Here is a 14,019-nt window from a genome sequence, read left to right on the forward strand (position 1 = left end):
TCCGTTAGTGAATAAGCGGCTGCCAGAGGGTCATCAGCCCCTGCGTCAGCCCACCGCGCCAGCAAAGCGCGTCGTGTCCGCCGTCAACCTGACGCCAGATAACCGGTTGCTGCGGGTGCAGTTCGGCGTAGATCGCCTGATTCGCGCGGAAGATGAGCGGCTCATTGCGCCCGGCTTCAAGAACGATACGCAGCCCGCGCGCGGTGAGGTCGCCCGCTTTAAGTTGTTCGATGAGCAATCCGTCCTGCTGACCGCCACGGTGCGGCCACCAGTAGGAGCCGGACTGGCTTAATACGCAGCCAAAGCGCTCGGGCCAGTTAAGCCCGGCATAAAGTGAAGAGAGGCCGCCAAAGCTTTGACCCGCGACTACCGTTCGGTCGGCGCGGTCGCTGAACGGAGTGCGGCTGTTCACCCGCGGGAGAAGTTCCTCCTGCACCGCCTGCCAGAAATCCGGGTTGCAAGGCAACTCGTGATTGCGATGCGCCATGTCGATCACATCGATTAGGACGTAGACGGCAGGCGGCAATTTGCCCGCGTTTGTCAGCGCGGTTAGCGGAGACCACACGGGCATGCTTTCGGCCCAGAACTGGCCGTCGAGCAGTACGGCAAGCGGCCGCGCCGGGCTGTCTTCACCGGTGGTGAAAACCCACACCCGGCGGCGGTTATTCAGACGCACGCTTTCCCATTCAAAGCAGACGGGCGCGTTGCCGGGCGTTGCGGGCGTGTTCCAGCCGGGCTGAACCGGGGCCTCGGGCATTTCGAGCGCCGAGACGGGATGCCCGCGTCCGCCGCGCCAGCTTTGCGGATTTAACGGATCGGCCATTGCCGCGGGGAGCAACTTTCGCCAGCCTTCACGCAGCGCCAAACGTTCGGGTTGCTCGCCGTGGAAGACCGCGTCGGCAAAATCATCTTCGTTCACTGAGGGGATAAAACAGTAGCTGCCGCGCCATTGCGGGGTGAACGCGCCCTGCCACTGCCAGACGTCAGTATCAGGAATGCGCTCAAGGGATTGCGGACGGGCATTTTGATGGTGATCGGTCACGCCGGTAATGTAGAGCCAGACGCGTTTTAGCGGCGAGGTTTTTTGCGTTCCTGCCGGGTCACGCCACCAGAAAGTGACGCGATAGTGCCCCTTCTCGCGGGTCCATTCGGGTCCGTTTTTCGACTGCCACCAGGCTTCACTTCCCGTTTTTAACCCCGTCACCCGTATAACCTCATGTTTATCAGTCTTTTTTGTTTCAGGACAAATTTTATTGATAATATTATTGATAACTATTTGCATTTGCAATAGCGTAGTGGCCGCGCTGTGGGAAGCGCGCTCATAAAACAACCATGCCACGCGTTGTGTGCGCTCGAGGACGGGGCTGCTTACGCAAACTGCGGGTGACACCATGCCGCCTCCTCTCCCTTTCGGGAATGGAGCCCGGGGATGCGGCGCGAAAAGCAGGACGTACAATGAATAAGAAGATTCACTCCCTGGCCTTGCTGGTCAACTTAGGGATTTACGGCGTTGCGATGCCAGCGCTGGCAGACGACAACACCGCCAACGCGCAGCACGAAGACACCATGGTGATCACCGCCGCAGAGCAGAACCTGCAGGCACCAGGGGTATCGACCATCACCGCCGATGAAATCCGTAAAAACCCGCCCGCACGTGACGTGGCCGAAATCATCCGCACCATGCCTGGCGTTAACCTGACCGGGAACTCCACCAGCGGACAGCGCGGCAATAACCGTCAGATTGATATTCGTGGTATGGGTCCGGAAAACACCCTGATCCTGATCGACGGCAAGCCGGTCACCAGCCGCAACTCCATCCGTCTGGGCTGGCGCGGCGAGCGAGATACCCGCGGTGACACCGGCTGGGTACCCCCAGAGATGATTGAACGCATTGAAGTCATTCGTGGCCCGGCCGCAGCTCGCTACGGCAACGGTGCGGCAGGCGGCGTGGTGAACATCATCACCAAAAAATTCGACAACCAGTGGCATGGCTCCTGGAACACCTATCTGAATGCTCCAGAACATAAGGATGAGGGTTCCACTAAGCGCACCAACTTCAGCCTGAGCGGCCCGCTGGGCGGCGACTTCAGCTTCCGCATGTTTGGTAACCTCGACAAAACCCAGGCCGATGCGTGGGACATCAACCAGGGTCACCAGTCCGATCGTACCGGTACCTATGCCGACACCCTGCCTGCAGGCCGTGAAGGGGTCGAGAACAAAGACATTAACGGCGTGGTCCGCTGGGACTTCGCGCCCATGCAGTCCCTGGAGTTTGAAGCGGGTTACAGCCGCCAGAACAACCTCTACGCGGGTGATACCCAGAACACCAACAACGACAACAGCTCCAGCGGTCTGGTGAAGAAAAACTACGGTAAAGAGACTAACCGTATCTATCGCCAGAACTTTGCGGTGACCTGGAACGGCGGCTGGGATAATGGCATCACCACCAGCAACTGGGCGCAGTACGAGCACACCCGCAATTCGCGTCTCGGCGAAGGCCTGGCAGGCGGTACGGAAGGATTGTTCAACAGCAATAAATTCACCGACACCGACCTGGCTGATGTGATGCTGCACAGCGAAATCAACCTGCCGATTGATTTCCTCGTCAACCAGAACCTGACGCTGGGCACCGAGTGGAACCAGCAGCGCATGAAGGACTCGACCTCCTTCTCGCAAACCCAGCAGGGCGGGACCATTCCGGGGCTCAGCAACGATCGTAGCCCGTATACCTCGGCGGAGATCTTCTCCCTGTTCGCCGAAAACAACATGGAGCTGACGGACAGCACCATGCTGACCCCGGCGCTGCGCTTCGATCACCATACGATCGTCGGTAACAACTGGAGCCCGTCCCTGAACCTGTCGCAAGGCCTGGGTGACGACTTTACACTGAAGATGGGTATCGCCCGCGCCTATAAAGCGCCGAGCCTGTACCAGACCAACCCGAACTATCTGTTGTACAGCAAAGGCCAGGGCTGCTACGCCAGCTCCGACGGCGTGGGTTGCTACATGATGGGTAATGACGACCTGAAAGCCGAAACCAGCATCAACAAAGAGATTGGTCTGGAGTGGAAACACGACGGCTGGCTGGCGGGTGTGACCTGGTTCCGTAACGACTACCGCAACAAGATTGAAGCGGGGTATGCGCCAGTCGGCCAGACCTCCACCAGTAAAGTGACCACCGATATTTACCAGTGGGAAAACGTACCTAAAGCGGTGGTTGAAGGTCTGGAAGGCTCCCTGAACGTGCCGGTCAGCGACACGATCAACTGGACCAACAACATCACCTATATGCTGCAAAGTAAGAACAAGGAGACCGGCGACCGTCTGTCGATCATCCCGGAGTACACGCTGAACTCAACCCTGAGCTGGCAGGTACATCAGGATGTGTCGCTGCAGTCGACCTTCACCTGGTACGGCAAGCAGCAGCCGAAGAAGTACAACTACAAAGGCCAGCCGGTGACCGGGTCTGAGAAAGACGAAGTCAGCCCGTACAGCATCGTTGGCCTGAGTGCGACCTGGGACGTGACCAAAAACGTCAGCCTGACCGGCGGCGTGGATAACGTCTTTGATAAACGCCAGTGGCGCGCAGGTAATGCCCAGACCACCGGCAACGCCACAACCGGTGCGTATATGTACGGCGCGGGTGCATACACCTATAATGAGCCGGGCCGAACCTGGTTTATGAGCGTGAACACGCACTTCTAAGACAGGCTGTGTCTCCCCCTCTCCTGCCGGGAGAGGGGCTGAATGTCTTCCTCTCCCGGCAGGAGAGGATCGGGGTGAAGGCATCAGGCCGCTCTATTCCTCAACGTCAGGACGAGAAAACATGCGCACCACCCACTCCACATTTCGTCTTGCCGGAACCACGGTCCACCAAATTACCTTCGATCCCACCACCTTTACCGACGCCGACCTCCTCTGGCTTCCTCACCAGGCCCAGCTAACCGACGCCGGACGAAAACGAAAAACCGAACACCTTGCCGGTCGCATCGCCGCCGCCCACGCACTCAGAGCGTTTAACGAACGCGCCGTTCCCGGCATCGGTCCCAGCGGGGAACCCCTCTGGCCGGAAGGCATCACTGGCAGCATTACCCACAGCAGTACACAGGCGATGGCGGTGGTTGCGCGCTATCCGCATACGCTAATCGGCATTGATCTGGAAGCCATTCTTTCCGAAAACGAAGCTCACGAAATAAAGGAAGGTGTCATCGACGCACAGGAAGAAACACGCCTTTTGCAGTCGGGCAAGCCTTTCGCGCTTACATTGACGCTCGCATTCAGCGCCAAAGAGAGCCTGTTTAAAGCGCTTTTCCCTGTAGTGAGGGAATATATGGGATTTGAATGCGCACGGGTCAGTGCATTGAATGAGAACACGCTGGTATTAAAACTTGCCCAACCCATAGGGTGTTATTACGAGGGATTGTGTTTTAACCTGGTATGGCAAATTATGGACGAAAGCGTATGCACGTTACTCGTCGTTCAGGAATAGTTTTGACTTTTATCCGAAAAATTCAACACCCTACTCTTTTGATAAAATATCATTACTGAAAACAAAACAATTATTAATATAAAACCCAACCACAAAGAAATATCCTTGCAGCTTTATCACGCCTACGATCATGTATAAAAAATATAGCACCTCACAACCTATCTCGATGTGGGAAACATACACCCCTTGAGTGCAAATGTTAAGAGAATCTATCCCTTCCTACTACTTTTAATAGTTAGATAAAACCAATTTAATTTTAGAACATAATCCACAACTCGCCACCATGCTTTCCATAACAGAATTACGCAACGAAACTTAGAGGTAGATCAAAAACCCAAAGATAAAAAAACCGTGAAAGATGAAATAAGTCATTTCCATTTTCTTTATTTCAGGAACATTATGTTAAGGCTGTTTTACTTTAACTTCATATAACTAAGGAAAGTCTAATGCGTGAATTAAATCAAAATGAAATGAGTATTGTGGCCGGCGGTATTGGTGCCGGTAATGGGAACGGTAATCACAGTGGCAACGGCAATGGCAATAGTGGTGGTAATGGTGGTACCTGTAATGGCGGCAATGGCGGTAATGGTGGCCGCGGCGGTAATGGCGGTAATGGGGGTAACGGCGGAAGCTGCGGCGGTGGCAATAATGGCGGTCGTCGATAGCCATCATTAAAAGCCAAAACGACGACCCGCTGTAAGTTTGTCATGGCGGGTCGTTGTGCGTGATGCATTATTTTATCAGGAGTAAAAATGCGAGAACTACTGAAATCAGAGAGTGAAGGTATTTCTGGGGGTTCGCAATGCGATGGTGGAAGTGGAGGTAACGGGGGCGCAGGCGGTAATGGCGGCCGCGGAGGTAATGGAGGAACCTGTGGTTCTGGAAATGGTGGTAATGGCGGTAACGGGGGACGAGGCGGGAACGGGGGTGATGGTGGAAATGGTGGCCCTGGAGGGAAAGGGGGCAAAGGCGGTAAAGGTGGTCCCGGTGGACACGATGGCCGTAACGGTAGGGATGGTTGAGTCGTCGAAGAAATAGTATTACCGAAGCGCAGCAAAGCAAATTACATATGCAGGAAAAAACACGATACCCCTGGATATGCAGAATAACCAGGTGCAATTGACTTAAAATTGTCACCTGGTGAACCACACAAAATCACGAAATCTTTTAAAAAAAGGAAAAAGTGCGTGTATCGCCAAAAAGCGGTTGATCACAAAAAATTGAGATGGCAAGGAAGAGCCATATTACTGTCTGGGATCCCTGTTTGGTTGGTTGCAGGGCTATCTGTTTTTTTTGTTATTGCTTTTCTAACCTTCGTCCTAACGTTCACCTATACGAGAAGAATAACTGTAGTGGGAGAAATAACCACCTATCCTCGTTCATCTAACGTTTACGCCAGTGTTCAGGGGGTGGTAGTTAAACAATTTGTCAAAGAAGGTCAACTGCTCAAAGTAGGTGATGCTATTTACATGATCGATGTTAGTAAAAGCACACGTAGCGGTGTTGTCAGCGATAATCAGCGTATGGATGTTGACAACCAGCTGACACGTATATCTCAAATCATGTCTCTTCTCCAGGAAAATAAAAAAAACACTCTTGAGATGCTCAAAAAACAAAAAGAACAATATAGCGCTGCTCTCAAACGTTCCTCAGATATTATCACCCAAGCCCAGGAAGGCCTCCATGTAATGAAAACTAACATGGAGAACTACCGGCATTATCAGGCCCGTGGTCTTATTACTCAGGATCAGCTGATTAATCAGATAGCCTTATACTACGAACGACAGAATAACATGATTAACCTGTCTGCCCAGAGTGACCAAAACGCGTTGCAGGTGACAACACTGGAGAGTCAGATTCAGACGCAGGCCGCTGAATTTGATAACCAGATTCATCAAATGGAACTTCAGCGCTATGAATTGCAAAAAGAACGTCTGAGTATTGATGCTGGAGGCGCTATTATTATCCGAGCCATGGCTAACGGGAGGGTAGATTCCCTTAGCGTCACCGTCGGGCAGATGATCAAGCCGGGCGACAGTCTGCTACAAATCATCCCATACAATATCGATCATTTCTCTCTTGTCATTTGGGTACCGAATGACGCAGTCCCCTATCTTAATGCTGGAGACCGCGTGAACATCCGCTATGAAGCCTTTCCTGCTGAAAAATTCGGTATGTTTGGCGGAGCAATTTCTGTCATCTCACGTTCCCCAGCCTCCCCACAGGAAATGCAAACCTATCAAGGGGCGCTTAAAGTGGCCTCATCTTCAGCTGCACCCTACTACAAAGTTATTATCAAACCTGACAGACAAAATATTGCGTACGCGGGTAAACGTCTGAGCTTGGGTAATGGAATGCAAGCTCAAAGCACCTTATTTCTGGAAAAAAGGAAGATCTATCAGTGGATGCTTTCCCCCTTCTACGATATGAAAAATAGCATAGAGGGCCCGATAAATGAGTAAACGTGCTTTTAAAACGCTTCTCGGACAACTCGATCTTCATCTGCGTTCTCGGGTTCCACTAGTTCATCAAACGGAATCCTCAGAATGCGGTTTGGCATGTCTTGCGATGATTTGTAATCACTATGGAAAAAATAGCAATCTCATCTCCTTGCGACAACAATTCAACCTATCTGCACGTGGGACAACACTGGCAGGAATGAAAGAAATTGCTGAACAATTAGGACTTGCATCTCGCTGTTTATCCCTGGAACTTCATGAACTCAACTCGCTTAAGATCCCCTGCATCTTACATTGGGATTTTAACCATTTTGTAGTTCTGGTCGGTGTGAAACAAAATCGAGTGATCCTGCACGACCCTGCCAGAGGCCGTAGAACGATAAATCTCGAGGAAATGTCTCAATACTTCACTGGCATAGCACTCGAAGTATGGCCTGGAAGTACATTTACCGAAGAGCAAGAAAGTCACCACTTCAGCCTCAAAGCCCTTGCAGCAAAGGTACATGGTCTTAAGGGTACGCTAGCGAAAATATTTTTCTATTCGCTCATTATTGAATCCATAAATCTTCTTATCCCGATAGGTACTCAGCTTGCACTGGATCATGCTATTCCCGCTGCAGATGTGGGCTTACTGACACTGATTTGTATTGGTCTGTTACTCTTTACTTTCTTACGCCTGGCATTGAGCGCACTGCGTTCATGGTCTTCATTATTAATGACTACGCTCATCAATGTTCAGTGGCAATCCGGGTTATTTTCACATTTACTGCGGCTACCTTTGAGTTATTTTGAGCGACGCAAGTTAGGTGACATTCAGTCGCGCTTTGGATCGTTGAACACTCTTCGGGAAACCTTTACCAGTAGTATCGTTGGAGCACTCATCGATGGAACGATGTTGATCGGTGTCGTCATTATGATGGCACTTTATGGCGGCTGGCTCACAGGCGTTGTTATGTGTTTTACTGCTCTATATGTCCTCATCCGTCTTATGACGTACAGTACCTACCGCGAATTATCGGAGGAAATTCTCGTTAGAGACGCCCGAACCCGATCTTATTTCATGGAAACGTTGTACGGTATAGCGACCATTAAAATGCAAGGTTTTAGTGAAAGAAGAAGCATCCACTGGCTGAACCTGGAAATTGACACAATTAACACTGAAATAAAAATCACCAAAATGGATTTGCTTTTTGGTGGCGTAAACTCCCTTATCACTGCTTGCGAGCAGATAGCAATGCTATGGCTGGGTTCAAGACTCATTATAGATAACGATATAACAATTGGGATGTTCATCGCTTTCGGTGTATTCAGAGAACAATTTGCCGACAGAATTTGGTCATTAACTAATTTCCTGACTAAGTTGCGCATGATGCACCTTCATAATGAACGTGTGGCAGATATTGCACTTAATACTCAAGAAAAGAAAAAGCCCGATAGAGAAATATTAAACACGATGAAACCTGTAGCCCTAGAAATAAATGCATTAAGCTACCGATATGATGACCATTCGGCCGCTGTCTTTCGTGGTCTTTCTTTCCAGGTTTTAGCTGGAGAAAGTGTGGCAATTACAGGCCCGTCAGGTGCAGGTAAAACAACGCTTATGAGGGTTCTTTGTGGATTGTTTGAACCGCAGACAGGTTCAGTAATGATCGATGGTAATGACATTCAACAACTTGGTTTAAACAATTACCGCAAAATAATCGGGTGCGTAATGCAGGATGATAAGTTATTTTCTGGTTCTATTAGAGAAAATATTTGTGGCTTCGATGAAAATGCCGATTACGAATGGATGGAAGAGTGCGCTCGCGCAAGCTTTATCCATGGTGCTATTGTAAAAATGCCCATGGGATACGATACATTAGTTGGAGAACTTGGTGAGGGGTTGTCTGGAGGACAGAAACAACGCATCTTTATTGCCCGCGCACTTTATCGTAAACCCGGGATATTATTTATGGATGAAGCAACCAGTGCATTGGACGAAGAGAGTGAAACGTATGTTAATCAGGCTATCAAAAAGCTAAACATCACCCGAATAATCATTGCTCACAGACAATCAACCATCGCATCTGTTGAGCGTGTGATTCGATTAATGCCACAGACAGAACAGCATGGACTGCACTCTGAATGAAAAATCGCGTAAGACTGAGTATAAAACCGACATTATTCATAATAGTCATTTTGCTTGGCTGCGTTTTTTTCACTCATGCCCATGGGAGAAACGCTGATGTTGACAACAACGTAGATCCTTATCGCTGGATGGAAACCGACGGACAACAGACAGCTCGTTGGCTAAGCCATCACTCAGACCAGGCGGTTAAAATATTACACACCCTCCCCTGGCGAAATGCACTGGCGAAAAGACTAAGCATACTGGTTAACACAGAACCAACTCTATCTGATATCTATGATGCGGGCGATCGTCGTTTCTACCTACGATCGACAACTGAACATCCTTATCTGCGGCTTTTTGTGCAACAAAAGGGAAAACCTGAACGAGTGGTTATTACCCCTCCCGTCGGATATGGGATTAATTTTTTTAGCCCATCTCCAGACGGTCACTATGTGGCTTTTGGATTATCGAAAAATGGTACTGAAACTACGGCAATAAATGTCATCAGAGTTGCGGATGGTGTCGTATTAAAAGATGAAATTTCCGCGGTTCGCTATCCTAATGTTGTCTGGGCAGCGGATAACCAGTCATTTTATTACAGTCTTAACGATACAACTCATGATACCGGGCGACAAACATGCGGAAAAGTCTACTACCATCATTTAGGGAGCCAAAATGATGTTATGACTTTTGACTGGCATACTCTCCCGGAATTGACACAGAAGAAATGTGAAAACGTTAATTTGTTTGCATCCCCCGACTCTGCATATCTCATCGTTTATTTTTCGAAATCAATCAGCGGTTATGGCGGCTATCTTTTTTCAGCAAAAAACGCTCCCGCACTCAACGGAATATTACACTGGGCCAAAATCATTGATGTTGATGAGAATGTTTCTGCCTTTGTTTGCTCTGGAAAGTGGATTTATTTTGCTAACATGAATTCATCATCAGGTTATGATATCTCAAGAGTCGATCTGAGTACTCCTACTTCAAAACGAGAGCATGTGATGAGCTGGGCAAATGGTGAGCTCACCCAGCTAACCACCAGTCGGGATTCACTTTATATTGCATACCATGACTCTGGCACCAATAAATTCGTACGTATTCCTTTTGAAGACCCGAATAAACACCAGTTCATTCCAGCACCAGCAGATGAAAATGTGAGTGCAATATTCGCCAGCAATAACCGCAAGGATATCCTCTTCACCCGACAGAGTTGGCTCACGCAACCTGCTATTTTCCAGTATAACCCGGTCAATAATCGCATCAGAGATACGAATTTAATATCACCGGTAAAACAATCCTTTACAGACTATGTGACGGAAGAAATATGGGTTCTCACAGCAGATAACGTCCGCGTTCCGTTAACTTTAATTCATCATAAAGGGATTGAACACAATGGTGCCACCCCCATCTGGTTGACAGCTTACGGCGCTTATGGAGTAAGTACTCTTCCTGAATTTGATATTTCCCGCTTGCTCTGGCTTGAACAAGGCGGAGCCATCGCAATCGCGCATGTTCGAGGAGGAGGTGAACTGGGTCCAGCATGGCATGAAGGAGGTAGAGCGAATAAGAAAGAAAATTCTATTAATGATTTTATTCGTTGCGCTGAATATCTCGTTGATAATAATTACACCTCACCGTCAAAATTGGTGATCAGTGGTGAGAGCGCGGGGGGGATTATAATGGGTATGGCAATGACGCTTCGCCCAGAACTATTTTCAGCTGTGGCGATAGACGTCGGAATACTTAATACCAGTCGACTGGATAAAATTCCAATAGGCGAGATGAATTTTGAAGAGTTGGGTTCACCTTTTACACAATCAGGCATGCTCAATTTGTTAAAAATAGACGCTTATCAGCATCTGGTTCCAGGTAAACGCTATCCCCCGGTGTTGTTAACGGTCGGCCTGCATGACCAACGTGTCTCCCCCTGGCAGACAGCAAAATTCGCAGCCCGATTGCAGACAATAAACAAACCGTGGAATGTTCCGGTGCTGGTATTAGCTTACAGTCAAGGAGGACACAATGCGGCCACCTACGCAGAAGCTGATTCAAAATTAGTCGACACTGTGAGTTTCTTTATATGGAAAACCGGTATTCATTTTCAGAATCATTAATATTGCGCAGCACGAATGTGCCACGCCATTAAAAAAAGCGGTACCCTGCTCCAGGATACCGCTTTATTAACTTAGTTATCCCGCTCAAACATCCGGGAACATCACGCTATTCCCCGGCGCCTCGCGATGGAGGTGAATAAAGTTCAGGTGCCGCTCATACTGATCAAGTATGTCCGTAATCACCTGTTCCTTACTGTAATCCATCAGATCATTCCCCTGGCTCCCTTCCAGCAGGAACGTCTCAAGGCGGTAATACGTTGATTTCCCACTGCGTGCGCGATAGGTAAACCCGGGCACCGAATACTGCTGTGGCCAAATCTGGTAGACAAAGTTTTGTTCGTCGCCCATATGCACCAGCAAGTCCAGGTGTCCCAGAGTCTCACCGTCGTCCGGCGGCAGGTTTTTCAGTTCAACATACGCACCACGCAGCTTCAGCTCCTGCGCCACCTCTTCCATCGCCGGGAAGCAGACCGTTTCCATCATCTGTTTGGTGTAGCGCGTGCCCGGATAGTTCATCAGACGTGACAACCGCTTTTTCCAGCTCAGTCTGTCCTGCGCACCCATCGGGCGTGGCGCGGTATCGCGGCTGGCGCTGACGCGGCGGTAATCTTCCACCTTGAGAGATTTATACAGCCCGGCCATCACGAAGAAGATCACGAAACTGAACGGCAGACCCATGATCACCGTGGTGTTCTGCAGGGCAGAAATACCGTTGGTCATCAGCATGCCCAGGGTCAGCAGGCCAATGGCGACAGACCAGAAGATGCGCAGCCAGTTAGGAGCATCGCTGTTAATGTCCTTGAGCTTCGAGGTAAAGTTCCCCAGCACCAGCGCGCCGGAATCCGCCGAGGTGACGTAAAACAGCAGGCCGGTAATGGTCGCAACAGAGGCGCTAAAGGTAAACGCCGGATACTGCGCCAGCAGGCTGTAGAACCCCCGCTCCGGATGCACCATCGCTTCCTGCGCAAACGTCGCATTGCCGTGAATGATCTCGTGCAGCGCGCTGTTGCCGAACACCGACAGCCACAGCAGCGTAAAGGTGAACGGGATAATCAGCGTGCCCATCACAAACTGACGAATGGTACGTCCACGCGAAATACGCGCCAGGAACAGGCCAACAAACGGCGACCACGCGACCCACCACGCCCAGAAGAACAGCGTCCAGTTGTTCATCCACTCGACCGGGCGGTCAAAGGCGAAGCTGTTCAGCGTCATACCCATAAAGCGGTTCACGTAATCACCCACGTTCAGTACTAACGCATTGAGCAGGAATGACGTATCGCCCATAAACAGCACGAACAGGATCAGCCCCAGCGCCAGCGCGACGTTCAGCTCAGAAAGCACGCGAATGCCCTTGTCCACGCCGGAGGTAACTGAAATGGTGGCGATAATCACCGACAGCGCGATCAGCGCCGCTTTGGCCGCCATGGAATCCGGGATATCAAACAGCACGCTCAGACCGTAGTTGAGCTGCACCACGCCGATACCGAGCGTGGTGGCGATCCCAAAGATGGTGCCAATCACCGCCGCAATATCCACGGTGTGTCCAATCGGTCCGTTAATTTTTTTACCGAAAATCGGATAGAGCGCGGAGCGGATCGTGAGGGGTAAATTATAACGATAGCTAAAGTATCCGAGCGCCATACCCATCAGGGCATACATCGACCAGCCGGTTAAGCCGTAGTGGAACAATGTCCAGACCATCGCCTGTCGCGCGGCCTCCATCGTCTGCCCCGCCCCTTCCGGTGGCTGCATATATTGCGTGACCGGTTCCGCCACGGAGAAGAACATCAGGTCAATACCAATGCCCGCGGCAAACAGCATCGCGGCCCAGCTCAGCAGGCTGAACTCGGGTTTTGACTGTTCCGGCCCGAGCTTTACCGAGCCAAAGCGCGAGCAGGCGATGCAGACGACGAAGACGATATAGAGCGTCGCCGCCAGCAAGTAGTACCAGCCGAAGGTCTTCGACACCCAGTTAAGGGTGCGCCCAATCCACTCGGCAGAAAAATCGCTAAAGAAGATCGTCATCAGGGAAAACAACAAAATCAGTCCTGCGGATGTATAAAAAACAACCGGATTGATTTTGTCCTTTTCTCTGTCTTGCGAAAGATCTGTCATCCAGTATCCCCACTGTTTTTGTAACTATTGAAATCCAAAACCGCAACAATTAAGACACATTTTATATTGAACGTCCAATCAAAAACCGCTTTAATGGTTAACCAACGCTGATGAATGGAGTGGCAAAAATGCCCAAAGTGGGGATGCAGCCAATCCGGCGCAGGCAACTGATCGACGCCACGCTGGAAGCAATAAATGAAGTGGGAATGCATGACGCGACCATCGCGCAGATCGCCCGTCGGGCGGGCGTTTCCACGGGGATCATCAGTCACTATTTCAAGGACAAAAATGGCCTGCTGGAAGCGACCATGCGCGACATCACCGGCCAGCTGCGCGACGCGGTATTGAACCGTTTGCATGCCTTACCGCACGGCAGCGCTGAGCAGCGTCTGCAGGCGATTGTCGGCGGCAATTTTGATGAAACCCAGATCAGCGGCGCGGCAATGAAAGCCTGGCTGGCCTTCTGGGCGAGCAGCATGCATCAGCCAATGCTCTACCGTCTGCAACAGGTGAGCAGCCGCCGTCTGCTGTCGAACCTGGTGTATGAGTTCCGCCGCGAGCTGCCGCGCGAACAGGCGCAGGAGGCGGGTTACGGGCTCGCGGCGCTGATTGACGGGCTGTGGCTGCGCGCCGCGCTGAGTGGCAAACCGCTGGATAAAACCCTGGCCCAGTCGCTCACCAGCCACTTTATTAGCCAGCATTTACCGACCGATTAACCGAGGA

General features: G+C 50.7%; 10 protein-coding genes. 8 read left to right on the forward strand and 2 right to left on the reverse strand.

The window, feature by feature from the left end; translation table 11 throughout:
- Nucleotides 1-4: 4 nt before the first annotated feature.
- The gene (fes, locus tag BJ887_RS16215; protein WP_121340128.1) at nucleotides 5-1,204 is read right to left on the reverse strand and encodes an enterochelin esterase; all 1,200 of its coding nucleotides are present in this window, start codon (nucleotides 1,202-1,204) and stop codon (nucleotides 5-7) included.
- 251 nt (nucleotides 1,205-1,455) lie between these two features.
- On the opposite strand from fes, the gene BJ887_RS16220 reads away from it, so the two are divergent.
- The 7 genes from BJ887_RS16220 (at nucleotide 1,456) to BJ887_RS16250 (ending at nucleotide 11,178) form a co-directional block, all read left to right on the forward strand.
- Nucleotides 1,456-3,705, forward strand: coding sequence for a TonB-dependent siderophore receptor (locus BJ887_RS16220; protein WP_020885035.1), 2,250 nt, complete (start codon nucleotides 1,456-1,458; stop codon nucleotides 3,703-3,705).
- 121 nt (nucleotides 3,706-3,826) lie between these two features.
- Complete coding sequence (gene entD, locus BJ887_RS16225) at nucleotides 3,827-4,489, forward strand: enterobactin synthase subunit EntD (RefSeq protein WP_121340113.1); 663 nt, start codon at nucleotides 3,827-3,829, stop codon at nucleotides 4,487-4,489.
- Nucleotides 4,490-4,993: 504 nt separating this feature from the next.
- Entirely contained in the window at nucleotides 4,994-5,164 is a 171-nt protein-coding gene (locus tag BJ887_RS16230) for a hypothetical protein (protein ID WP_154815901.1), read from the forward strand.
- 102 nt (nucleotides 5,165-5,266) lie between these two features.
- On the forward strand, nucleotides 5,267-5,527 hold the full coding sequence (locus BJ887_RS16235) for a hypothetical protein (protein ID WP_049023500.1): 261 nt from the start codon (nucleotides 5,267-5,269) through the stop codon (nucleotides 5,525-5,527).
- 149 nt (nucleotides 5,528-5,676) lie between these two features.
- Nucleotides 5,677-6,951, forward strand: a complete 1,275-nt coding sequence (locus BJ887_RS16240) for an HlyD family secretion protein (RefSeq protein ID WP_044866907.1) — start codon at nucleotides 5,677-5,679, stop codon at nucleotides 6,949-6,951.
- Nucleotides 6,944-9,076 (forward strand): peptidase domain-containing ABC transporter, encoded by a 2,133-nt coding sequence (locus tag BJ887_RS16245; protein WP_063925327.1) that lies wholly within the window; start codon nucleotides 6,944-6,946, stop codon nucleotides 9,074-9,076. The genes BJ887_RS16240 and BJ887_RS16245 overlap by 8 nt, the downstream gene beginning before the upstream one ends.
- Entirely contained in the window at nucleotides 9,073-11,178 is a 2,106-nt protein-coding gene (locus BJ887_RS16250; protein WP_063925329.1) for a prolyl oligopeptidase family serine peptidase, read from the forward strand. Before BJ887_RS16245 ends, BJ887_RS16250 begins: the two co-directional genes overlap by 4 nt.
- A gap of 84 nt (nucleotides 11,179-11,262) precedes the next feature.
- Here BJ887_RS16250 and betT read toward each other — a convergent pair whose 3' ends face one another.
- A complete protein-coding gene (gene betT / locus BJ887_RS16255) occupies nucleotides 11,263-13,296 on the reverse strand; it encodes a choline BCCT transporter BetT (RefSeq protein WP_014169058.1) in 2,034 nt (677 codons plus the stop codon).
- A gap of 128 nt (nucleotides 13,297-13,424) precedes the next feature.
- On the opposite strand from betT, the gene betI reads away from it, so the two are divergent.
- Complete coding sequence (betI, locus tag BJ887_RS16260) at nucleotides 13,425-14,012, forward strand: transcriptional regulator BetI (RefSeq protein ID WP_020885037.1); 588 nt, start codon at nucleotides 13,425-13,427, stop codon at nucleotides 14,010-14,012.
- The last annotated feature ends 7 nt before the right edge of the window (nucleotides 14,013-14,019 follow it).

It is taken from the genome of Enterobacter sp. WPR_3_1, from assembly GCF_003635055.1.
Lineage (GTDB): Bacteria > Pseudomonadota > Gammaproteobacteria > Enterobacterales > Enterobacteriaceae > Enterobacter > Enterobacter ludwigii.

Excerpts from the sequence above, each read along its gene's own strand:
- BJ887_RS16230 (WP_154815901.1), top strand. The coding sequence starts at position 4,994 with ATGGGAACGGTAATCACAGTGGCAACGGCAATGGCAATAGTGGTGGTA.
- BJ887_RS16245 (WP_063925327.1), top strand. The coding sequence starts at position 6,944 with ATGAGTAAACGTGCTTTTAAAACGCTTCTCGGACAACTCGATCTTCAT.
- BJ887_RS16220 (WP_020885035.1), top strand. The coding sequence starts at position 1,456 with ATGAATAAGAAGATTCACTCCCTGGCCTTGCTGGTCAACTTAGGGATT.
- entD (WP_121340113.1), top strand. The coding sequence starts at position 3,827 with ATGCGCACCACCCACTCCACATTTCGTCTTGCCGGAACCACGGTCCAC.
- betT (WP_014169058.1), bottom strand. The coding sequence starts at position 13,296 with ATGACAGATCTTTCGCAAGACAGAGAAAAGGACAAAATCAATCCGGTT.
- BJ887_RS16250 (WP_063925329.1), top strand. The coding sequence starts at position 9,073 with ATGAAAAATCGCGTAAGACTGAGTATAAAACCGACATTATTCATAATA.
- betI (WP_020885037.1), top strand. The coding sequence starts at position 13,425 with ATGCCCAAAGTGGGGATGCAGCCAATCCGGCGCAGGCAACTGATCGAC.